The sequence below is a fragment of the Intrasporangium sp. genome (assembly GCF_030452765.1).
Taxonomy (GTDB): domain Bacteria; phylum Actinomycetota; class Actinomycetes; order Actinomycetales; family Dermatophilaceae; genus Intrasporangium_A.
The window spans coordinates 1-20777 of sequence record NZ_JAKDLO010000071.1 but is presented as its reverse complement, the minus strand read 5'-3'; the positions used below and the strand labels follow the sequence as shown (position 1 = coordinate 20777).

The following is a 20777-nucleotide window of genomic DNA, read 5'->3' as shown; positions in this document are numbered from 1 at the left end:
CAGTCATGTCGCAAGGCATGTCGCGGGTGCCCAGTCATGTCGCAAGGCATGTCGCACACCGACCTCAGGTCGTGCGTGACCTGAAGCCGCCACGCGACATGACCCGCGACGTGACGCCGCCACGCGACATGACCCGCGACGTGACACATGCCGCAGGCTGCGAAGAGGACCCGCCTTCGGACCCGCGGACGGCGGTGTGGTGCCGTTGCGGTCGTTCGACATGCCGCAGGCTGCGAAGAGGACCCGCCTTCGGACCGGCCCCGCCTTCGGACCGGCCCCGCCTTCGGACCGGCCCCGCCTTCGGACCGGCCCGAGCGGGTGGGGTGGAGGGTGCGCGACCGACTGTGAGCGGCATACCTTCGCGATCATGCCACCCGAGGAGCGTGAGTATGCCGCTCACCCCGGAGAGGGTGGACGCCAACCCCACCCGCGCGGCGAGACGCCCACCAACACGGCGAGAGGCGGGCCCGACAGCGTCGGACCCGCCTTTGCAGAAGAGTTCCCGGTAGCGAACGGCTAGCCGGGAGGGCTCACTTGAGCTCGACGGTGGCGCCGGCGCCCTCGAGCTGCTCCTTGGCCTTGTCGGCGGCGGCCTTGTCGACCTTCTCCAAGACGGGCTTGGGGGCACCGTCGACGAGGTCCTTGGCCTCCTTGAGGCCGAGGCTGGTGAGCGAGCGGACCTCCTTGATGACCTGGATCTTCTTCTCGCCCGCTGCGAGCAGGACGACGTCGAACTCGTTCTGCTCCTCCTCGGCGGCGGCCTCGCCACCGCCACCGGCGGCGGGGGCCGCGGCGACGGCGACCGGGGCGGCGGCGGTGACCTCGAAGGTCTCCTCGAACTGCTTGACGAACTCGGAGAGCTCGATGAGGGTCATCTCCTTGAACGCGTCAAGGAGCTCTTCGGTGCTGAGTTTGGCCATGCTGGCTTCCTTTCGTACTGATTGCCGTGAGTGGCGGTTTCCCTGGTTCGAGCCGGTGCACCCCGGGCGGGTGTCAGCTCTCGTCGCCACCCTCGGCGACGTCGGTGCTGGCCTCGGCCGCCGCAGCGGCGTCGGCGGGCTGGGCGGGCTCGGCTGGTTCGGCGGCCGGAGCCGCCGGAGCCGCCGGAGCCCCTCCTTCCGCCTCGACCTTCTGGCGCAGGGCGTCGACGACGCGAGCGGTCTGCGCGAGAGGTGCGGCGAAGAGGTAGACGGCCTTGGTGAGCGAGCCCTTCATGGCACCCGCCAGCTTGGCCAGCAGAACCTCGCGGGACTCGAGGTCCGCGAGCTTGGTGATCTCCTCGGCGGTCATCGGCTTGCCGTCGAGGACGCCAGCCTTGATCACGAGGAGGGGGTTTGCCTTGGCGAAGTCACGCAGGCCCTTGGCCGCCTCGACCGGGTCACCGGTGACGAAGGCGATCGCGGACGGGCCTTGGAGCTGCCCCTCGAAGGCCGTGATCCCGGCCTCCTTGGCGGCGCGCTCGGTCAGCGTGTTCTTGACCACGGCGTAGGTGGCGTGTCCTCGGAGCGAGCGACGCAGCTCGGACAGCTGCTTCACGGTCAAGCCGCGGTACTCGGTGAGAACGGCCGCGCCGGACTCACGGAACCGGTCCGCGATCTCGGCGATGGCTGCCGTCTTCTCGGCGTTCGCCATCTGGGCCTCCTTCCCTTGCGTTGCGCCGCCGGGAGAGGGTCTGGAGGGTCCGCACGAAAAAGGGTCCCGGCGCAAGCGCTCGGGGCACCAAGCGGCACATATCGTATGCCGCTGAGCTCAAGTCACCTGCGCTGGCTGCCCGCATCGTGGCGGAACCTTCGGGGTCCGTGGCGCTGGCCACGGTCTCCAACCGGCGGTCATTGGTCGGGCCCAGACTAGTCGGAGCAGTCAGGCAGTCCAAATCGCCCCCCTCCCCCGCTGCTCGAATGACCCGTTCGAGGTCGAAATGGGCGTGTACCGGCGCGTTCGGCTATGAACCGACAGGTCGGCCAATTAGCGTTGGGCCCATGACGACGCGGGCTGCGGCAGCGAGGCGCGAGCTGGTTGCGCGACGACACCGTTCGTTGGCGGCAGCCGGGGTCGCCGTCTGCGTGGCGCTCAACCTCTGGGTCGCCGCTGCCGGTGCCTCCGGCACCGACCTGACCAGCCGCCCGCCGCACCAGCCGTCGACCCGTCCCACCACCACGACCGACGACAGCGCCCTGGCCGGCACCGCCCCGTCTGCTCCGCTGCCTTCGAGCACTGGCGACGCCGGGGCCACGACTGGCGGCCCCAGGTCGGCCGCGGCCGGGTCGACCGATGCCGCGCCGACGCCTGGCCCGACCACCACGCCGCGGGTCGTGCAGCGCGGTGACGGGAAGTTCACCGTTCTCTCCGTTCCCGCGGGGGCCGTCCAGGAGACGCCGAAGACCGGCCGGACCGTGCGCTACACCATCGAGACCGAGGGTGGTCTCGGCATCGACCCCACGGCGTACGCGAGCACGGTGGCGCACGTGCTGAGCGACCCGCGGGGCTGGCAGACCCGGGACAAGGTCCGCTTCGTCAATGTGAAGCCGGCCGACGCGAAACACGGCACCCGCATCGACATCCGCGTCACGCTCGCGAGCCCGGACACCACCGATCGGCTGTGCGCGCCGCTGCAGACCCGCGGTCAGGTCAGCTGCCACGCGAACGGCCGCGCTGTCCTCAACGCCAAGCGGTGGCTTCTCGGCGTCCCGGAGGCTTATGGCAAGGATGTCGCGACCTACCGGATCTACCAGATCAACCACGAGGTCGGCCATGGCATCGGTCACGGTCATGCCACGTGCCCCGGCAAGGGCAAGCCCGCCCCGGTCATGATGCAGCAGAGCTACGGGCTCGACGGCTGCACCGGCTGGCCGTGGCCGACCCCCAAGCCCGCCTGATCCGCCCGTGCGCCCACTGACTGCTGCTGGTGCCACTGACTGTGGGTCCCCCAGTAGTCGCCGGCCTCAAGCGCAGTCGCCGGCCGGGACGGCTCGTGACGCGACCTGCCGTGCCGCGGGAGGATGGCCCCAGCAGCGCCGCACGAAAGGCAGCCCGCAGTGACCAGCAAACCGATACAGGAGCGCACCCCGGTCGGGATCGTCGGTGCCGGTCCGGCCGGCCTGATGCTCTCCCACCTGCTGGCGCGGAGCGGGATCGGCTCCGTGGCGATCGACAACCGCACCCGTGAGGTCATCGAGAACACGAACCGGGCCGGGATCCTCGAGCAGGACAGCGTCCGGTTGCTCACCGACACCGGCGTCGACGGTCGGGTCCTCACGCACGGTTCAGAGCACGAGGGCATCGAGCTGCGGTTCAACGGGGCGGGACACCGGATCCACTTCAAGGACCTCGTGGGCGCGTCGGTGTGGCTCTACCCGCAGACCGATGTCTTCATCGACCTGGCCGACGCCCGCGAGCGCGACGGCGGCGACGTGCGGTTCGGGGTGAGCGACACCCGAGTCCGGGACGTCACGGGCAAGCCCGTGATGGCCTTCACCGAGTCCGACGGCACGCCGCACGAGGTGAGCTGCGACTACCTCGTCGGTGCCGACGGCTCGCACAGCATCTGTCGCGGTGAGGTGCCCGAGGCGCTGCGGACGCATTTCTTCAAGGAGTATCCGTTCGCCTGGTTCGGCATCATGGTCGAGGCCCCGATGAGCGCCCCGGAGCTCATCTACACCAGGCACGAGCGCGGCTTCGCCCTGATCAGCCAGCGCACCGAGACGCTGCAGCGGATGTACTTCCAGTGCGACCCGTCGACCGATCCGGCGCAGTGGTCCGACGACCGGATCTGGGACGAGCTGCAGACCCGCGTCGCGGGAGGCGGGTTCTCCCTCGAGGAGGGGCCGATCACGGAGAAGGTCGTGCTGCCCTTCCGCAGCTTCGTCGCGGAGCCGATGCGCCACGGCAACCTCTTCCTCGCGGGCGACGCCGCACACACGGTCCCGCCGACCGGGGCCAAGGGCCTGAACCTGGCCCTTCAGGACGTCAAGGTGCTCCACGAGGTCCTCGACGGGGCGGTCAACCTCGGCAAGCCGGAGCTGCTCGAGGAGTACTCGACCCGGGCGCTGCGGCGGGTCTGGATGGCGCAGCAGTTCTCCTACCGGATGACCACGATGCTGCACACCCTGCCCGGCCAGACCCCGTTCGACGCGCGCCGGCAGCTCGGCCAGCTCGAGTCGATCGTGTCCTCACCGTACGGTTCCGCCCACCTCGCGGAGTGCTACACGGGCTGGCCGACGGCGCCCTGACGCGCCCAGGGTCGCGGGCCGCCTGACTCCGACCCCGGTACCCGGCTTCCTGGCCGACGCACTACTGGCGCAGCAACACCGGGACGAGCTCCTGGAGCTGCTCGAAGCCGATGCCGAAGCTCTCCCGTACCACGGCGCCGTCCGGCTCGATGAGGAAGACAGCGAGGTCGGTGTAGACCCGGCTCACGCACCCGAGGCCGGTGAGGGGATAGGTGCACTCGGGCACGAGCTTGCTCTGCCCGTCGCGGGTCAGCAGGTTCATCATGACGAAGGTGTCCCTGGCGCCGATGGCCAGGTCCATCGCACCCCCGACAGCGGGGATAGCGCCCGGGGTGCCGGTGTGCCAGTTGGCGAGGTCGCCCGTCGCGGAGACCTGGTAGGCACCGAGCACGCAGATGTCGAGGTGGCCGCCACGCATCATCGCGAACGAGTCGGCGTGGTGGAAGTACGAAGCCCCGGGCAGCTCGGTGACGGGGATCTTGCCGGCGTTGATGAGGTCGAGGTCGACTTCGTCTCCGTGCGCCTCGGGCCCCATCCCGAGCATGCCGTTCTCGGTGTGCAGGGTGACCCCGCTGCCCGGCGCGAGGTAGTTCGACACGAGCGTCGGCTGGCCGATGCCCAGGTTGACGTAGGCACCGTGCGGGATGTCGCTGGCCACGAGAGCGGCGAGCGCGTTGCGGTCGAGGCGGCCCTCGAAGCTGCGGTCCGCCGCGTTCTGGCTCACTGTCCCTCCTCCGGCTCGGGCGCCGCCTCGCGTGGGACCAGCACGAGCCTGCTGACGTAGACGCCCGGGGTGACGACCACCTCCGGGTCGATGCCACCGAGCGGCACCAGCTCGTGTACCTGCGCGATCGTGGTGCGGGCGGCCGTCGCCATGACCGGCCCGAAGTTCCGGGCCGTCTTGCGGTAGACGAGGTTGCCGGCCTCGTCACCCCGGTAGGCCTTGATGAGGGCGTAGTCGGCGCGGATCGGGTACTCGAGCACGTAGTGGCGCCCGTCGATCTCGCGCACCTCCTTGCCCTCGGCGAGCGGGGTGCCGTAGCCGGTGGGCGTGAAGAACGCGCCGATCCCCGCACCGGCCGTGCGGATCCGCTCGGCGAGGTTGCCCTGCGGTACGAGCTCGAGCTCGATCTGCCCGGCGCGGTACTTCGCGTCGAAGTGGTGGCTGTCGTGCTGCCGCGGGAAGGAGCAGATGATCTTGCGGACCCGCCCGGCACCGATCAGGGCCGCCAGTCCGACCTCGCCGTTGCCCGCGTTGTTGTTGACGACGGTCAGGCCGCTCGTGCCGCTCTGGACGAGCGCCTCGATCAGCTCGACCGGCTGCCCGGCCGGGCCGAACCCGCCAATGAGCACGGTGGCCCCGTCGGGGATGTCGGCGACCGCCTCCATCGCGTTGTCAGAGATCGTCAGCACGTGGGTTTCCTTGTCTTCAAAGCAGATCGGGTATGCCGTTGAGCGCTGGGTCAGCTCTTGGCCGAGAGAGCTCGTCTGTCACCGAGGCCGAACCGGCGCTCCGGGCCTCGCTCGTTCCGCCCACGCGGAGCGTGGGACCCAGCTCGTGTCCTCACCCCTTGGCTCCGGTGACGTTCTCGAGGACCACGGCCAGCCCCTGGCCCACCCCGATGCAGATGGCCGCGACGCCCCAGCGCTTGCCGCTGCGCTGCAGGCCGCGGGCGAGGGTGCCGAGGATCCGGCCTCCGGAGGCACCGAGGGGGTGCCCGATCGCGATCGCCCCACCGTGTGGGTTGACGATCTCGGGGTCGATCCTCCACGCGTCGAGGCAGGCGAGCGACTGGGCGGCGAAGGCCTCGTTGAGCTCGACCGCGGCGATGTCGTCCCAGGTGATCCCGGCGCGCCGCAGGGCCCGGTTGGCGGCCTCGACCGGGGCCTCGCCGAAGAACTGCGGCTCGACGGCATTGGCACCCCGACCCGCGATCCGGGCGATCGGGTCGAGCCCGATCCGGTCCCGGGCCGCCTCGTTGCCGACGAGCACCGCCGACGCGCCGTCGTTGAGGGGCGAGGCGTTGCCGGCGGTGATCGTGCCGTTCTCCTTGCGGAAGACGGTCCGCAGGCCGGCGAGCCGCTCGACGGTCGTCTCCGGCCGGATCGACTCATCCCGGGGCATCTCGACCCCGGGCACGGCGATGGTCAGGTCGTCGTAGAAGCCGTCCGCCCAGGCCTGGTTCGCGAGGCGGTGCGACCGCTCGGCAAAGGCGTCCTGCCGCTCCCGGCTGACGTCGTACTTCTCGCGGAGCAGTTCGGTGCCCTCACCCAGCGAGACCGTCCACTCGGCGGGCATCTTCGGATTGACCAGCCGCCAGCCGAGAGTGGTCGAGGCGAGCGCGAGGTTGCCTGCGGGGTAAGGCTTCTCGGTCTTGGGCAGCACCCAGGGGGCTCGGGTCATCGACTCGACTCCCCCGACGAGCACGATGTCCGCGTCACCGGTCTCGATCGAGCGCGAGGCGACCATCGTGGCATCGAGGCTGGAGCCGCAGAGCCGGTTGAGGGTCGACCCGGGGACGCTCGTCGGCAGCCCGGCCAGCAGGGTGGCCATCCGCGCGACGTTGCGGTTCTCCTCGCCGGCGCCGTTGGCGTTGCCCAGGACGACCTCGTCGATCGCGGTCGGGTCGGCGGCGAGCCCGGGCGCGCGGTCGACGATCCCCTTCAGGACGACGGCGGCCAGGTCGTCGGGACGGGTCCCGGCGAGCGCTCCCCCGAAGCGCCCGAACGGCGTGCGCACCGTGTCGTAGACGAAGGACTGGGTGAGCTCGGTCATGACCGGTCTCCTTCTTCCTGCTCGAATCTGGCAATCTGCTCCTGCGCGATCGCGAAGGCGTGGTTGGCGCTGGGCACGCCGAGGTAGATGGCGGACTGCAGGAGGATCTCCTGGATCTCCTGCGTCGTCAGCCCGTTGCGTCGAGCTGCCCGCACATGCATGGCGAACTCGTCCCAGTGACCGTTCGCGATGAGCGCGGTGAGCGTGACCGCGCTGCGCGTGCGGTGCTCGAGGCCGGGTCGGGTCCAGATCTCGCCCCAGGCATACCGGGTGATGAGGTCCTGGAAGTCGGAGGTGAACTCGCTCCTGCGCGCCTCGGCGCTCTCGACGTGGGCGTCGCCGAGGACGGCTCGGCGCACGGTCATCCCGTCGTCGTGAGCCTGCGCCTGCGTACGGTCCGGGTGGCTTCGGCCCAGCCGGGGGCGCTCAGGCGGTGGCATGGGAGACCTCGATCCGGAAGAAGTCGGCGAGGATCGCCGCCACGGCTGACGGCTGTTCGGCCGGGGCCAGGTGTGCGGCGTCGTCGAGCAGAACGGCCCGCCCACCCGTGCCTCGGGCGATCTGCTCGGCGGACGCCATCGGGGTGACCTCGTCGGCGGCCCCGGCGAGGGCGAGGACGGGCACGCCGGCCTCGCCGAGCCGGGAGGTCAGGTCGAAGTCGGCCAGCGCCTCGCAGCACCGGGCGTAGGACTCCTGGTCGGTGTCCTGCAGGGAGTTCAGCAGGTTCGTGCCGAGGCGCGGGTCGCGGTCGAGGAAGCCGGGAGCGAACCATCGCTGCGCCGAACCGGAGATCATCACGGAGGTGCTCATGCGCCGCACGAGGTCGGCGCGTTCGTGCCAGTCGGTCGCCTCGCCGATCTTGGCGCCGGCGCAGAGGACCGCGATGCCGTCGAACGCCTCGCCGTGCTCGACGGCGAGCTGCAGGCCGACGGCGCCGCCGAGCGAGACGCCGGCATACCAGACCCGTCCTGGCGCCTGGTTACGGACGAGTTCTGTTGCGGCCAGGACCGACTCGGCCAGACCGGCCACCGTGAAGGGCTCGACACCGGCGCGGCTGCGGCCATGGCCGGGCAGGTCCCACCCGATCACGCACACCTCACCCGGCAGGTCGGTCGCGCAGGCCGACCAGAGCGGCGCGACGGCCGTGCCGAGCGACGGGCCGACGACGAGCAGGTCCGCGCCGGGCGACGCGGGGCGCAGCTCGGTCAGCGCGACGGTGGGTGGCATCAACGGCCTCCTGGCTATGTGGTGGCGTGGTGTTCGAGCGCGCGGTCGACGAGGTCACCCACGACGCCGAGGTATGCCGCTGGGTTGAGCAGATCCTCGATCGTGGTGTCCGGGACGGAGTGCGGCCCGTCCGTCGGCAGGCCGGCGCGCAGCACCGATCGGACCTCCTCGCCGGTCGCACCGGTTCGCAGCGCCGAGCGGAGCTTCTCGGTGAGGTCCGCTCCACCGGGAAGGGTCGGCACCGCCCGGAGCAGCCGCTCGGCGAGGAGGGCCGGCCCGGCCGTCTCGACGTTGCGGAGCATCGAGTCGCGGTGCACCTCGAGCCCGGCCAGGACCTCGGCGAGCTGGGCTGCCGCGACCGGGACGGAGGCGAGCAGTGCCGCCAGCGGCCGCCACTCGGCGTGCCAGCCGCCGTCGGGCCGTTCGTCGGACGCGAGCGCCGCTGCGCAGTGCAGCGCCGCCGCCAGGTGTGGGGCCTCGATGGCGGCGCTGCGCACGAGGATGCTCAGGACCGGGTTGCGCTTCTGGGGCAGGGTCGACGAGCCGCCGCGCCCCTCGAGGGCCGGTTCGGACAGCTCGCCGATCTCCGGACGGGACATCAGCACGATGTCGCCGGCGATCTTGCCGAGCACGTCACCGGCCCGGGCCAGCGCGTCCCCGAGGTGGGTCACCGGGGTGCGGTCGGTGTGCCAGGGTCGGCCCGGTGACGCGAGCCCGAGCTGGTCGGCGAGCAGGTCGGCGGCCTCGAGGGCTCGGCCCGGGGCCAGCTCGTCGATCGCCGCGAGGGTGCCGGCCGCTCCGCCGCACTGGACCGGCAGCCTCGCTGCCACGCCGAGCAGCTCGGCCCGGGCCTCGTCCAGAGCGGCCAGCCAGCCGGCTGCCTTGGCCCCGAACGTCGTCGGCAGAGCCGGCTGCGACAGGGTCCGCGCGGTCAGCAGGGTCGCCCGGTGGGTGTCGGCCAGCCGGGCCGTCGCCTCGGCGGCGGCCTCGAGCCGGTCGTCCACGACCTCGAGGGACCGCCTCGCCAGCAGCATGAGGGCCGAGTCGAGCACGTCCTGGCTGGTCAGCCCGCGGTGGACGGCTCCGGCCGCCTGTGTCTGCCCGCTGAGGGCCGACCGCAGCGCGGCGAGCATCGGGATGACCGGGTTGGCGCCCGCCTCGACTCCCAGGTCGAGCTCGGCGAGGTCGTAGCCGGCGGCATCCGCATGTCGGCCGACCATGGCGACGATCTGCTCGTCGACGAGCCCGAGTCGGGCCTGGACACGCACCCAGGCGGCCTCGACGTCGAGCAGCGCCTGCAGCACCGCCGAGTCGTCGGCGAGGTGTGGCTGGCGGGACGAGCCGGGGTGCAGGAGCACGGCGGTCAGATCTCGTGCCGCGCGAACTGCAGGAAGACCGTCTCGCCCTCGCCTTGCAGGTGCACGTCGAAGCGGTAGCTGTCGGCCGCCTCGCGGGTCGCGACGAGGGTGACACGCCGGTCCTCGTCGAGGGAGCTAAGGAACGGGTCGGCGGCGAGAGCCTCGGGCTCGGCCGGCAGGTAGACCCGGGTGAAGAGCCGGTTCAACAGACCGCGCGCGAAGACGGCCACGGCGATAAAGGGTGCACCGCCTCCGTCGGTGGCACCGGGTGCGACGGTGGTGAACGAGTAGCCACCGTCGCGCCACGTCGAGGTCCGCCCGAAGCCGGTGAAGGTGGCCGGGTCACGGGTCAGCGAACCCACCTGCTGGACGACCCGACCGGACTCGTCGGCCTGCCAGATCTCGAGCATGGCGTCCTGCAGGCCCACCCCGTGGCCGTCGAGCACGTGGCCGTGCAGCTGAACCGATCCGGGGCTGCCGGGTGGGACGAGGTGTTCGCCACCCTCGTACGGGAGGGCGAAGTGGTAGAAGGGGCCGATCGTCTGGCCGGGCGTCGGCACGGGACCGCGCTGAGCGGCATCCGACGTGCTCTTGTTCTCAGGCATGGTCACCCTCCAGTTCCATCCGCGTCGCGTGCGCACCGGTCAGGACGATGTCCCAGTGGTAGCCGAGCAGGTACTCGTGCTCGGACAGGTCGTGGTGGTAGGTCGCGACGAGTCGATCGCGTGCCTGCGGGTCGGTCACGGACTGGTAGATCGGGTCGAGGGCGAAGAGCGGGTCGCCCGGGAAGTACATCTGGGTGATCATCCGCTGGGTGAACTCGCGGCCGAAGAGTGAGAAGTGCACGTGCGCGGGCCGCCACGCATTGCGGTGGTTGCCCCAGGGGTAGGGTCCCGGCTTGATCGTGAGGAAGGCGTAGCCGCCGTCCTCGCCCGTGATCGTCCGTCCGGCGCCCGTGAAGTGGGGGTCGATCGGGGCGGGATGCTGGTCGCGCTTGTGGATGTAGCGCCCCGCCGCGTTGGCCTGCCAGATCTCGACGAGCTGCCCGCGGACGGGGTGGCCGTCGCCGTCGAGGATGCGTCCGCTGATCCGGATCCGCTCCCCGATCGGCTCGCCGCCGCGCTGAATGGTCAGGTCGGCCTCGAGCGGGTCGACGTCGCGCGTGCCGAACACCGGCGAGAAGAGCTCGACACCCTCCGGGTCGGCATGCGCCGGTGCCTTCGTCGGGTGCCGCAGGACCGAGCTGCGGTATGGCGCGAAGTCCAGACGTGACTGGGTGCGGTGCAAACCGGCTCGTTCGTCCTGCCGGTGCAGATCCTCGATCTCTGCGGTGATCTGCTGCTGCGGCTCAGGTGCGCACTGACGCCCCTCGTGCTCCTCCATCACGACCTCGCTCATGCCCGGTCTCCTTTGCTGGTCCGTGCCGAACCACGATAATCCTCGTTCTGCCTGAGTGTTCACATGGTGAACGCCTCCGACAGCGCGGGCCCTCAAGCACAGTCATGCCCCCTGCCACGATCGGCAGGGGGCATGCACTCGCCCGGTGTGGTTCGCTCAGGCGGTCTTCTCACTGGCTTCGATGCCGTCGGCGAACTCGCAGAAGGCGTCGTAGGCGCGAGCCCCGTGGATCGTGGCCGGGCCACCTTGCATGAGGAACGTCACGCCGAGGGCCTCGGCCGCCTCCTGGCGCGTCGCGCCGGCCCGTGCTGCAGCCTGGGCGTGCGAGGCGATGCACCCGTCGCAGCCCTCGACCACTCCGATCGCAAGCGCGATGAGCTCCTTCGTCCTGCGGTCGAGGGCACCGTCGGCGAAGGCTGCCTGCGAGAGCGCGGCAAATCCCCGATACACCTCGGGGATCGCGCTCCGTAGCGATCGATGGAGTGGGGAGAGGTCGCGAAGCACGGCCCTTCCGTGCGACGAGGTGTGCTCCATGGTCTCAGTCGTGGGCATATCCATCCTTTCCGAGTTACCCCCTGGGGTATTGTCACAACTCTAACATACCCCCCAGGGCATACTGACGCTTGCGCGGGCCGTCGGCCGTTCAGCGCACCGGCCAGACGACCATCGCGGATCCGCCACCACGGCGCGATGTCTCCGCCGCGGCCTCGAACAGCCCGAACCGGAGGCTGCGGATGGCCGTGGCCGCCCCGATCTCGCTCGACTCGGACAGGCGGTGCCCCAGAGCGGTCAGCCCGGCTCCCACCGGCCCGTCGACGATGGCCGGCTCGGCGCCCTCGGTGCTGCCGTTGCGCGAGGAGAGGCGAGCCGCAGCGATCGCGTCCTTGAGCGAGAGACCGCGGTCGAGGTAGCCGAGGATCGTCTGCGACACGGTGGTGATGATCGTGGCGCCACCCGGTGAGCCGACCGCGAGGTACGGGCGACCGTCGCGCAGCAGGATCGTCGGGCTCATCGAGGAGCGCGGCCGCTTGCCCGGACCGGGCAGGTTGGGGTCGGGCACCCCCGGGGTGAGAGGCACGAAGTTGAAGTCGGTCAGCTCGTTGTTGAGCAGGAACCCGTACCCCGGCACGGTGATCCCGGAGCCGCCCGTCTGCTCGATGGTGAGCGTGTAGGCGGCGACGTTGCCCCAGCGGTCCGCGACGGTCAGGTGGGTCGTCGACATGCCTTCGTGGCCGCCGGTCTGCGCGAGGCTCTGCTGCCCGCAGGCGGCGTAGTCGCCGTCCGGCTCACCGAACGGGATCGGGCGCGGCTGCGCCTGGGCCGGGTCGAACAGGCAGGCCCGTTCCCGGGCGAAAGCCGGGCTGACGAGCTGTTGAACCGGGACACCGGGCACGTCGCCGACGTAGCGGTTGCGATCGGCGAAGGCAGTCGCGGACGCCTCCGAGAACCGGTGCAGGTAGCCGACCTGGTCGAGGCTCGAGGTCGACACCCCGGTGCGCTTCTCGTAGGCCGTCATCAGGTTGAGGATCTGCGCCACCGCGATGCCACCCGAGCTGGGCACCGGCATGCCATAGACGTCCAGCCCCTTGTACTGCGAGTGGATCGGTGCCTTGACCAGTGCCTCGTAGCTGCGCAGGTCGCCCGTCGTGAGCTCGCCGTGCAGGACGCTGACGCCGGGCGCCGTGTGCGGGTCGCGGGCCTCGTCGACGATCGCCTCGCCGAGACTGCCCCGGTAGAGGACGCCGACGCCCTGGCTACGGAGCAGGCGGTAGGCCCCGGCCAGGTCCCGGTTGACGAACTTGCTGCCGACCGCGGGAGCGGCTCCGTTCGGCAGGAAGACCCGGGCCGTCTCCGGGAACATGGCGAAGCGCTTCGCGTTCTCCGCCGTCTGGTCGTGGAACGTCTGGTCGACGACGAAGCCGCGACGGGCGAGGTTCTCCGCCGGTCGCAGCGCCGCGTTCAGGGACCACGTGCCGAAGCGGCGCAGCGTCCGGTCCCACAGCGCCGGGGTGCCCGGCACGCCGACCGACAGTCCGGAGCTGACGACGGTGGGGAAGCTCATCGCCGTGCCGTCAGGGTTGCGGAAGGTCTCGGGGGTGAAGGTCGCCGGCGCGGTCTCGCGCCCGTCGACCGTCGTGACCCGCTTGGCGCGGGCGTCGTAGTAGACCAGGAAGCCGCCGCCGCCGATGCCGGCGCTGTACGGCTCGGTGACGCCGAGGGCCGCGGCGGTCGCGACGGCGGCGTCGGCCGCGTTGCCACCGCGGCGCAGGACGTCGATGCCGACCTGGGAGGCGTCTCGGTCGACCGAGCTGACGGCACCACCGAAGCCCACCATGACAGGCGTCTTGGGCAGTGCGACGGGCAGGCGGGCCGGCCCGCGGTCGGCAGCCGCCGCTCCGGGAGCAAGCAGGCCGAGCGGAAGGGCGGCCGCCGCAACGGCGGCCAGCACGGAGACGCGGAGAGATCGAGGATGGACCATGCCAGGACGCTAGACCCGCGCCGCGGAGGCCGCATCCTGAAACCGGCGCAGGCGCCTCGAGTGTCGTCCCCGCCCAGCCGCGTCGCGGCCGGCGCGGGTCGAGATGCCGTCAGTGGTCCGGTTGGTCCTTCTCGCCATACTCCTCGCGCAGGTCGCGGCCTCGGCCGACCAGTGTCTCGGTCGTGGTCATGCTCGGCATCCTCTTCCTCTCGGGGCCGTTCGCCCACCCGGCGCGGATCTACACCTCGCCGCGGGGCGAGCTGAGCGGCATACCGACCCATCGCGAGAGCCCGCCACCCAGGCGGGGTGACGGGCTCTCGGACTGCCCGAAGCCATCCGTCAGGAGGCGTCCTCCTCGACCAGGAGGTTGCGAGTCCTGCTCGCGTCGAGCGGGATGCCCGGGCCCATCGTCGTACACATCGTGGCCTTGACGATGTAGCGGCCCTTCGAGCTCGCCGGCTTGAGGCGCAGGATCTCGTCGAGTGCCGCGGCGTAGTTCTCGACCAGGGCGGTCTCGTCGAAGGATGCCTTGCCGATGATGAAGTGCAGGTTCGCGTGCTTGTCCACGCGGAACTCGATCTTGCCGCCCTTGATGTCGGAGACGGCCTTGGCGACGTCCATCGTCACTGTGCCGGTCTTCGGGTTCGGCATGAGGCCGCGCGGGCCCAGCACCTTGCCGAGACGGCCGACCTTGCCCATGAGGTCGGGCGTCGCCACGACGGCGTCGAAGTCGAGCCAGCCGCCCTGCACCTTCTCGAGCATGTCGTCGGAGCCGACGTAGTCGGCACCGGCCTGACGGGCGGCCTCGGCCTTGTCGGCCTGGGCGAAGACGAGGACCTTGGCGGTCTTGCCGGTGCCGTTCGGCAGGTTGACGGTGCCGCGGACAGCCTGGTCGGCCTTGCGCGGGTCGACCCCGAGTCGGAACGCGACCTCGACCGTCTCGTCGTACTTGGCCTTGGCCGTCTGCTTCGCGAGGCGGACCGCCTCGAGCGGCGCGTAGACCTTGTCGGGCGCGACGAGCTCGGCGGCCGCTCGGTAGTTCTTGCTGCGCTTCATGATGCTCCTTGGTGTTGTGGTGGAGTCGTGGTGCGGGCCAGCGCCGGCCCTCCCACTGCCCACCAGCATGCCGTATGCCGCTGGGCTGAGCTCCAGGGGTGACGTGCGGTCAGAGCCCTGAGCCCTTTGGTCGCTCTTCCTCACCTTCCGCTTCGGCCGGGTGCCTCGCAAGCTCGGCCCCCAACCTCCGCTGCAGGTTCGTCAGAGCTCTGTCTCGATCCCCATCGAGCGAGCGGTCCCCGCGATGATCCGCGCGGCCATCTCCTCGTCGTTGGCGTTGAGGTCCTCCATCTTCTGCCGGGCGATCTCGAGGACCTGCTCCCGGGAGAGCTTGGCGACCTTCGTCTTGTGTGGCTCACCGGACCCCTTGGCCACGCCGGCTGCCTTCTTGATCAGCTCCGCGGCCGGTGGCGTCTTGGTGACGAACGTGAACGAACGGTCCTCGTAGACCGTGATCTCGACCGGGATGACGTTGCCGCGCTGGGACTCCGTCGCGGCGTTGTACGCCTTGACGAACTCCATGATGTTGACGCCGTGCTGACCGAGCGCCGGGCCGACCGGCGGTGCCGGGGTGGCCTGACCGGCCTGGATCTGCAGCTTGATGAAGCCGGAGACCTTCTTCTTCTTGGGGGGCATTGGTGCCTACCTTCTGGGTTGTGGGCCGACGCCGTGGGCGATGACCCGGTTGCATGACCGAGAAGGCGACCTTCCCGGCGTTCCTGTTCCGCGGGCGTCAGCCCGCAAACCTCTAGATTGTGCCCTGTCGGCTCGCCTCACACCAAAACGCCGCCGGGGGGTCTTTCCCGAGGTGCACGGGGGCGGCGGGCGGAGGGCCGCCGGGCCCGTGCGCTCCCTTGGGTGTGAGGGAATGGCGGGTCCATGGGGGCTTGCCCCCGTGTGTCTAGATCTTGGCGACCTGGCTGAACGAGAGCTCGACGGGCGTCTCGCGGCCGAAGATCGAGACGAGGACCTTGAGCTTCTGCGACTCGGGGATGATCTCGGAGATCGTCGCCGGTAGCGTCTCGAAGGGGCCCTCCATGACGGTGACCGATTCGCCGACCTCGAAGTCGACGACGCTGGGTGCCTTCGTCGTGGTACCTCCCGTAGCGGCGCCGAGGGGGGCCTTGGCGCCCTGTGCCGCCGGGATCGAGGGGGCGAGCATCGTGACGACCTCGTCGAGCGAGAGGGGCACGGGCTGGTGGGCGTTGCCGACGAAGCCGGTCACGCCGGGGGTGTGCCGGACCGCACCCCAGCTCTCGTCGCTCAGGTCCATGCGCACGAGGACGTAGCCGGGCATCCGGACACGCCGGACGAGCTTCTTCTGCCCGTTCTTGATCTCGGTCACCTCTTCCATGGGGACCTCGATCTCGAAGATGTAGTCCTCCATGTTGAGGGTCTGGATGCGCGTCTCGAGGTTGGTCTTGACCCGGTTCTCGTAGCCGGCGTAGGAGTGCACGACATACCACTCGCCGAACCTGGTGCGCAGGTCACGCTTGAAGGCCTCGACCGGGTCCTCCTCCGCCGCGTCCTCCTCCGCCGCGTCCTCCTCCGCCGCAGGCTCCTCCGCCGCAGGCTCCTCCGCCGCAGGCTCGACGGCTCCGGGCTCGACGGCTCCAGGCTCGACGGCTCCAGGCTCGAGAGCGGCGACGTCTTGAGGCTCCGCCTCTTCGATGGCCTCCGTCTCTTCGATGGCCTCCGTCTCTTCGATGGCCTCCGTCTCGGGGACGGCCTCCGGTTGCTGCGCGTCCGCGTCCGCGTCGACGTCGGTCACTCCGTCAGCGGCGGTCTCGGACATGGTCTCGGACTGGAGGGCCGGCTGCACGACGGGGGCCGGTCCGGCCGCCTCGTCGACGCCGCTGTCGGCGACGTCGGGGTCGGCCGGGACGCTCTCGGCGGCGTACTCGTCGGACACGGTTGACCTACTTCCTTGCTAGCGGTTCAGCTTGGGCACTGGTGGGGCATGCGGGGACGACACCCCGTCAGAAGGCCTTTCCGGTGAAGGTCCAGCTGATGAGCTTGTTCCACACGAAGTCGAAGCCGGACACGAACGCCATGATCACCAGCACGAACACGATGACGACGGTCGTGTAGCGCACGAGCTCGGGGCCCGTCGGTCGGATGACCTTGCGCATCTCGTCGAGGATCTGCCGGATGAACAGGGCGATGGCGCCGTACAAGCGCGACACTGGATTGCCGCGCTTGGTCTGGCCGGTCCGGCCAGATCCGCGCTTGGCGCTCGTCTCGGTCACACTTCCTACTTTCTGCCAGCACACCTGATACGCAGGGCAAGAGGGACTCGAACCCCCAACCGCTGGTTTTGGAGACCAGAGCTCTACCAATTGAGCTATTGCCCTACACCGGCCCCGGGGGGAGCCAGTGGGACGGCATGCGTCAGCATGGCCAGCGTCAACCGTCCGAGTGAAGATCATACGTGACGATTCGGATCGAGGCGAACCGTCCGCGGGACCCGAGCCGTGATCCGGGCCGACCTCCACGCCCCGAGCCGGAGTGGGAGGATCGGCGGGTGACCCCATCGCGCACCCCGCTCGCGTCCCTGTCCGACGATGACCTCAGCGCCTTCCTCGCGCAGCAGCAACAGGCCTACGCCGACCTCCAGGCCAAAGGCCTGAGACTCGATCTCACCCGCGGCAAGCCCTCGGCGGCGCAGCTGGACCTGTCCGACGCGTTGCTCACGCTGCCTTCGACGACGAAGGACCGGTCTGGGGCCGACGTGCGCAACTACGGCATCCTGGAGGGCCTGCCCGAGCTGCGCGAGATCTTCGCCGAGCTGCTCGGCATCGACCCGGCGCAGGTCGTCGCCGGGGGCAACTCGAGCCTGACGATGATGTACAGCGTCGTCGTCGACTTCCTTCTCTTCGGCGGGGTCGACTCACCGCGGCCGTGGCTGAAGGAGGACACGGTTCGCTTCATCTGCCCGGTGCCCGGCTACGACCGTCACTTCGCCATGCTGCAGGAGCTCGGCATCGGCATGGTCAATGTCGACATGCACGAGGACGGGCCGGACATGGACGCCGTCGAGTCGCTCGTGCGCGACGACCCGAGCGTCAAGGGCATCTGGATCGTGCCCACCTACTCGAACCCGACTGGGGCGGTCGTCTCCCAGGAGGTTGCCGCCCGGCTGGCCTCGATGCCCACCGCCGCTCCGGACTTCACGATCTTCTGGGACAACGCCTACGCGTTCCACCACCTGACCGAGCACGAAGCCAAGAGCGCCGACATCCTCAGCCTCAGCTCGGTGGCCGCTCACCCCAACCGGCCGGTCATGTTCGCGTCGACGTCGAAGATCAGCTATGCCGGTGCCGGCGTCGCGGCGCTCGCAGCCTCGGTCGACAACATCGCCTGGTATCTCCGGCACCTCGGCAAGAGCTCCATCAGCCCGGACAAGGTCAACCAGCTGCGGCATGTGGAGTTCTTCGGCTCGGCTGAAGGGGTGCGGGCACACATGCGAGCGCACCGCCAGATCCTGGCCCCCAAGTTCGAAGCGGTCGACGACGCCCTGCAGGGCGGACTGGACGGGCTCGACATAGCTTCGTGGAGCCACCCGCTCGGGGGCTACTTCGTCAACCTCGACGTGCTCGACGGGACGGCCGCACGGGTCGTCCAGCTCGCGAAGGAGGCCGGCATCGCACTGACGCCGGCCGGTGCCTCGTTCCCCTACGGCCGCGACCATCGCGACCGCAACATCCGCCTCGCCCCGACGATGCCCGTCCTCGACGAGGTCCGCACCGCCATGGCCGGGGTCGCGACGTGCGTGGCGTTCGCGGCGGGGGAGAAGATGATCGCGACCCGCACGGGTACGGGTACGTAACGGCGAGATCGCCATCGGAAGGGGCACATCATGAGTGATACCGAGCCGAACGAGAACATCGACGAGGGACAGACCACCTACAGCGTCGACGACGAGGATCAGCTCCAGCCCGAGGACACGCTCATCCAGGAGGACGTCGAAGACCCGCTCGACCGTGGGTACTCGCCCGCCGAGGCACCCCGCGGTGTCGATGCCTTTGGCACCACGGCTCGCGAGCAGTCGGAGCAGGAGACCATCGAGCAACGCATCCACCAGGAGGATCCGGACCCCTTCAGCGCCTACGGCGCCCCCGACAACCAGAGCGGGCTTGACGAGGATCGGGTGGGCGGGGACGACCCCGACTCGATTGCCGCCGAGGACGACTGGGTCGGCGACGACGAGGTCGGCGACCGGCGGGCCGGTCGCCTCGTCGCCGGGGACGAAGGCACCCACGAGGACACCGAGAAGGACCTCGTGGCCGAGGATGTCGGCATCGACGGGGCGGCCGCCTCGGCCGAGGAGGCGGCGGTCCACATCATTCGCGAACCGGATTCCGAGGTGTGACCAGACCTGCAGACGTGGGTCGCTCGCTCGACGCGCTGCCCAAGGCGCACCTGCACCTGCACTTCACGGGGTCGATGCGGGTCGAGACGGTCCGCGACCTGGCCCGCCGACACGGCATACCGCTGCCGGACGCGTTCCTCGAGAGCTGGCCTCCACGGCTGCGGGCCACCGACGAGCGCGGCTGGTTCCGGTTCCAGCGGCTCTACGACACGGCACGCGCATGCGTCCGCGGCGAGGCCGACCTGCGCCGCATCGTCCGGGAGTCCGCCCAGGACGACGCGGCAGAGGGGTCCCGGTGGCTCGAGCTGCAGATCGACCCGACCTCGTACGCCCCGTTCGTCGGGGGGATCACCCCCACCCTCGAGATCGTCCTCGACGAAGCTCGGGTGGTCTCGGCCGCAGGCTCGACGGGGGTTGCCATCGTCGTCGCGGCGAGTCGCATCCGCCACCCGCTCGAGGCACGCACCCTGGCCCGCCTCGCGGCGCACCATGCCGGTGACGGGCCGGGCCGCGTCGTCGGCTTCGGGCTGTCGAACGACGAGCGGCGCGGGGTGACCGAGGACTTCGCTCCCGCCTTTCGGATCGCGGCCCGCGCGGGGCTCGCCCTCGTCCCTCACGGTGGCGAGCTGCTCGGTGCCCAAGCGGTCATGGAGACCCTCGAGGCGCTGCGTCCCGACCGGCTGGGGCACGGGGTGCGGTCCGTGGAGGACCCACAGGTGCTCGACGCTGTCGCGAAGTCCGGGGTGGCCCTGGAGGTGTGCCCGGGCAGCAACGTCGCGCTGGGCGTGTACCCGGCCACCGACGAGGTCCCGCTGCGCCAGATCGTCGACGAGGGCATCCCGGTGGCGCTCGGTGCCGACGACCCGCTCCTGTTCGGCCAACGCCTCACCGCGCAGTATGCCGCTGCCCGTCGGCTCGGCTTCGCGGATACGGAGCTGGCAGACCTCGCGGGAGCCTCGATCCGGGTGAGCCGGGCGCCCGAAGCGGTCCGGCGTCAGTCCCTGGCCGACATCGATTCGTGGCTCTCGAAGGACGCGCAACCGCAGCCGCAGCAGGCCTGAGTTTGCCGTGCCCACCGCTCGGCGTCCATGCTGGTGCAGCCATGAAGATGAACTCCACTGCCTGCCCGGACCGCCCCAGCCCCACTCACCGCACCCTGCGAAGGCTGGCCGCTGCGGTCGTCGTCGTCCCTCTGCTGGTGCTCGGAGCCTGTTCCGGCGAGACGCCAGAGCCGCAGACGGCGGCGACCACGGGCACCACTACCGGCAAGGCGACCCCGACGGGCACCACCCCGGCGCCGAGCCCGACGACGCTCAAGACCAAGGGTGAGATCAAGGACGACGTGCTCGGCCACGTCATCACCCCCACCAAGGTCGTCGTCGGCCTCCCCTGGCCCGACAACCACCCTGTCGCTGAGGAGCACTTCGAGCTGGTCGGCGTCCAGGTGAAGGTCGAGGCCGGCAAGCGCTACTCGGCAAGCGTGACTCCGGGCCTCTTCGCGCTCAAGACGTCGGCACCCGACGCCGTTCCGGCGACGAACGAGTTCAAGGGAGCGCTAGGCAAGGAGCTCGGCACGGTCAAGCGCGGCGAGGCCGAGACCGGTTGGCTCATCTTCAAGGTGGAGAAGGGGTCGGCAGACAAGCTCGAGCTGCGCTACAACCGGCCGGCATACGACGTCAAGACGACCGACTCGTCGATCAAGGCGAAGACCTTCACCCTCAAGCTGTCCTCTTGATCGTCCTGACCCGCTGACCCGCTGACCCGCTGACCCTCGATCCCTTCAACATCGAGCGTGCAGTAGTTCTGATCGACAGTGCACCAACCCCAATCGACAGTGCAGTAGTTTCGATCGACTGTGCACCAACCCCAATCGACAGTGCAG

22 protein-coding genes and 1 tRNA gene are annotated in these 20777 nt (G+C 70.2%); 6 read left to right on the top strand and 17 right to left on the bottom strand.

The genetic code is table 11. The features are described 5' to 3' along the window. Positions 1 to 530: 530 nt before the first annotated feature. Positions 531 to 920 (bottom strand): 50S ribosomal protein L7/L12, encoded by a 390-nt coding sequence (gene rplL, locus L0H79_RS10830; protein WP_301484612.1) that lies wholly within the window; start codon positions 918 to 920, stop codon positions 531 to 533. 73 nt (positions 921 to 993) lie between these two features. Then, positions 994 to 1632 (bottom strand): 50S ribosomal protein L10, encoded by a 639-nt coding sequence (gene rplJ, locus L0H79_RS10825; protein ID WP_301484611.1) that lies wholly within the window; start codon positions 1630 to 1632, stop codon positions 994 to 996. A gap of 347 nt (positions 1633 to 1979) precedes the next feature. Here rplJ and L0H79_RS10820 point away from each other — a divergent pair, with 347 nt between their 5' ends. Beyond that, positions 1980 to 2876 carry a DUF3152 domain-containing protein gene (locus tag L0H79_RS10820; protein ID WP_301484610.1) on the top strand — a complete coding sequence of 299 codons (897 nt, stop codon included), beginning with the start codon at positions 1980 to 1982 and terminating at the stop codon, positions 2874 to 2876. A 159-nt stretch (positions 2877 to 3035) separates the two neighbouring features. Beyond that, positions 3036 to 4229: a 4-hydroxybenzoate 3-monooxygenase gene (locus L0H79_RS10815; protein ID WP_301484609.1), complete on the top strand. Its 1194-nt coding sequence runs from the start codon at positions 3036 to 3038 to the stop codon at positions 4227 to 4229. Between the two features lie 61 nt (positions 4230 to 4290). Here L0H79_RS10815 and L0H79_RS10810 read toward each other — a convergent pair whose 3' ends face one another. From L0H79_RS10810 to L0H79_RS10740, 15 genes are all read right to left on the bottom strand, one after another. Then, a complete protein-coding gene (locus tag L0H79_RS10810) occupies positions 4291 to 4953 on the bottom strand; it encodes a 3-oxoacid CoA-transferase subunit B (RefSeq protein WP_301484608.1) in 663 nt (220 codons plus the stop codon). Beyond that, complete coding sequence (locus tag L0H79_RS10805; RefSeq protein WP_301484607.1) at positions 4950 to 5642, bottom strand: 3-oxoacid CoA-transferase subunit A; 693 nt, start codon at positions 5640 to 5642, stop codon at positions 4950 to 4952. The genes L0H79_RS10810 and L0H79_RS10805 overlap by 4 nt, the downstream gene beginning before the upstream one ends. A 151-nt stretch (positions 5643 to 5793) precedes the next feature. After that, complete coding sequence (locus L0H79_RS10800) at positions 5794 to 7005, bottom strand: thiolase family protein (RefSeq protein ID WP_301484606.1); 1212 nt, start codon at positions 7003 to 7005, stop codon at positions 5794 to 5796. Continuing rightward, positions 7002 to 7370, bottom strand: a complete 369-nt coding sequence (gene pcaC / locus L0H79_RS10795; protein ID WP_301484605.1) for a 4-carboxymuconolactone decarboxylase — start codon at positions 7368 to 7370, stop codon at positions 7002 to 7004. The genes L0H79_RS10800 and pcaC overlap by 4 nt, the downstream gene beginning before the upstream one ends. 61 nt (positions 7371 to 7431) lie before the next feature. Continuing rightward, positions 7432 to 8232 (bottom strand): alpha/beta fold hydrolase, encoded by an 801-nt coding sequence (locus tag L0H79_RS10790; RefSeq protein WP_301484604.1) that lies wholly within the window; start codon positions 8230 to 8232, stop codon positions 7432 to 7434. Between the two features lie 14 nt (positions 8233 to 8246). Next, positions 8247 to 9590 (bottom strand): lyase family protein, encoded by a 1344-nt coding sequence (locus L0H79_RS10785; RefSeq protein ID WP_301484603.1) that lies wholly within the window; start codon positions 9588 to 9590, stop codon positions 8247 to 8249. A 5-nt stretch (positions 9591 to 9595) separates the two neighbouring features. Then, entirely contained in the window at positions 9596 to 10195 is a 600-nt protein-coding gene (gene pcaG / locus L0H79_RS10780) for a protocatechuate 3,4-dioxygenase subunit alpha (protein ID WP_301484602.1), read from the bottom strand. Next, positions 10188 to 10988, bottom strand: a complete 801-nt coding sequence (gene pcaH, locus L0H79_RS10775) for a protocatechuate 3,4-dioxygenase subunit beta (protein ID WP_301484601.1) — start codon at positions 10986 to 10988, stop codon at positions 10188 to 10190. The genes pcaG and pcaH overlap by 8 nt, the downstream gene beginning before the upstream one ends. A gap of 156 nt (positions 10989 to 11144) precedes the next feature. Beyond that, entirely contained in the window at positions 11145 to 11540 is a 396-nt protein-coding gene (locus L0H79_RS10770) for a carboxymuconolactone decarboxylase family protein (RefSeq protein WP_301484600.1), read from the bottom strand. 91 nt (positions 11541 to 11631) lie between these two features. Continuing rightward, a complete protein-coding gene (ggt, locus tag L0H79_RS10765) occupies positions 11632 to 13467 on the bottom strand; it encodes a gamma-glutamyltransferase (RefSeq protein ID WP_301484599.1) in 1836 nt (611 codons plus the stop codon). 339 nt (positions 13468 to 13806) lie between these two features. Further along, a complete protein-coding gene (rplA, locus tag L0H79_RS10760; RefSeq protein ID WP_301484598.1) occupies positions 13807 to 14523 on the bottom strand; it encodes a 50S ribosomal protein L1 in 717 nt (238 codons plus the stop codon). Between the two features lie 201 nt (positions 14524 to 14724). Beyond that, the gene (rplK, locus tag L0H79_RS10755) at positions 14725 to 15159 is read right to left on the bottom strand and encodes a 50S ribosomal protein L11 (protein WP_301484597.1); all 435 of its coding nucleotides are present in this window, start codon (positions 15157 to 15159) and stop codon (positions 14725 to 14727) included. A gap of 265 nt (positions 15160 to 15424) precedes the next feature. Continuing rightward, on the bottom strand, positions 15425 to 16435 hold the full coding sequence (nusG, locus tag L0H79_RS10750; protein ID WP_367652460.1) for a transcription termination/antitermination protein NusG: 1011 nt from the start codon (positions 16433 to 16435) through the stop codon (positions 15425 to 15427). Positions 16436 to 16502: 67 nt separating this feature from the next. Beyond that, on the bottom strand, positions 16503 to 16772 hold the full coding sequence (gene secE / locus L0H79_RS10745; RefSeq protein WP_301484596.1) for a preprotein translocase subunit SecE: 270 nt from the start codon (positions 16770 to 16772) through the stop codon (positions 16503 to 16505). 32 nt (positions 16773 to 16804) lie between these two features. Beyond that, a tRNA-Trp gene (locus tag L0H79_RS10740) sits at positions 16805 to 16877 on the bottom strand. Between the two features lie 170 nt (positions 16878 to 17047). Between L0H79_RS10740 and L0H79_RS10735 the strand changes: the two genes are divergently transcribed. Genes L0H79_RS10735 through L0H79_RS10720 form a run of 4 tightly spaced genes read left to right on the top strand, consistent with a single transcriptional unit; the run spans position 17048 to position 20630 of the window. After that, complete coding sequence (locus tag L0H79_RS10735) at positions 17048 to 18352, top strand: aminotransferase class I/II-fold pyridoxal phosphate-dependent enzyme (RefSeq protein WP_301484595.1); 1305 nt, start codon at positions 17048 to 17050, stop codon at positions 18350 to 18352. A gap of 30 nt (positions 18353 to 18382) precedes the next feature. After that, entirely contained in the window at positions 18383 to 18895 is a 513-nt protein-coding gene (locus L0H79_RS10730; protein WP_301484594.1) for a DUF5709 domain-containing protein, read from the top strand. Then, positions 18892 to 19956 carry an adenosine deaminase gene (locus L0H79_RS10725; protein WP_301484593.1) on the top strand — a complete coding sequence of 355 codons (1065 nt, stop codon included), beginning with the start codon at positions 18892 to 18894 and terminating at the stop codon, positions 19954 to 19956. The genes L0H79_RS10730 and L0H79_RS10725 overlap by 4 nt, the downstream gene beginning before the upstream one ends. 41 nt (positions 19957 to 19997) lie before the next feature. Then, entirely contained in the window at positions 19998 to 20630 is a 633-nt protein-coding gene (locus tag L0H79_RS10720) for a hypothetical protein (protein WP_301484592.1), read from the top strand. Positions 20631 to 20777 lie beyond the last annotated feature (147 nt).

Coding starts and splice junctions, on each gene's coding strand:
- L0H79_RS10770 (WP_301484600.1), bottom strand. CDS start 11,540: ATGCCCACGACTGAGACCATGGAGCACACCTCGTCGCACGGAAGGGCC.
- L0H79_RS10730 (WP_301484594.1), top strand. CDS start 18,383: ATGAGTGATACCGAGCCGAACGAGAACATCGACGAGGGACAGACCACC.
- L0H79_RS10790 (WP_301484604.1), bottom strand. CDS start 8,232: ATGCCACCCACCGTCGCGCTGACCGAGCTGCGCCCCGCGTCGCCCGGC.
- L0H79_RS10820 (WP_301484610.1), top strand. CDS start 1,980: ATGACGACGCGGGCTGCGGCAGCGAGGCGCGAGCTGGTTGCGCGACGA.
- rplJ (WP_301484611.1), bottom strand. CDS start 1,632: ATGGCGAACGCCGAGAAGACGGCAGCCATCGCCGAGATCGCGGACCGG.
- L0H79_RS10800 (WP_301484606.1), bottom strand. CDS start 7,005: ATGACCGAGCTCACCCAGTCCTTCGTCTACGACACGGTGCGCACGCCG.
- pcaH (WP_301484601.1), bottom strand. CDS start 10,988: ATGAGCGAGGTCGTGATGGAGGAGCACGAGGGGCGTCAGTGCGCACCT.
- rplK (WP_301484597.1), bottom strand. CDS start 15,159: ATGCCCCCCAAGAAGAAGAAGGTCTCCGGCTTCATCAAGCTGCAGATC.
- pcaG (WP_301484602.1), bottom strand. CDS start 10,195: ATGCCTGAGAACAAGAGCACGTCGGATGCCGCTCAGCGCGGTCCCGTG.
- rplA (WP_301484598.1), bottom strand. CDS start 14,523: ATGAAGCGCAGCAAGAACTACCGAGCGGCCGCCGAGCTCGTCGCGCCC.
- rplL (WP_301484612.1), bottom strand. CDS start 920: ATGGCCAAACTCAGCACCGAAGAGCTCCTTGACGCGTTCAAGGAGATG.
- pcaC (WP_301484605.1), bottom strand. CDS start 7,370: ATGACCGTGCGCCGAGCCGTCCTCGGCGACGCCCACGTCGAGAGCGCC.
- L0H79_RS10720 (WP_301484592.1), top strand. CDS start 19,998: ATGAAGATGAACTCCACTGCCTGCCCGGACCGCCCCAGCCCCACTCAC.
- ggt (WP_301484599.1), bottom strand. CDS start 13,467: ATGGTCCATCCTCGATCTCTCCGCGTCTCCGTGCTGGCCGCCGTTGCG.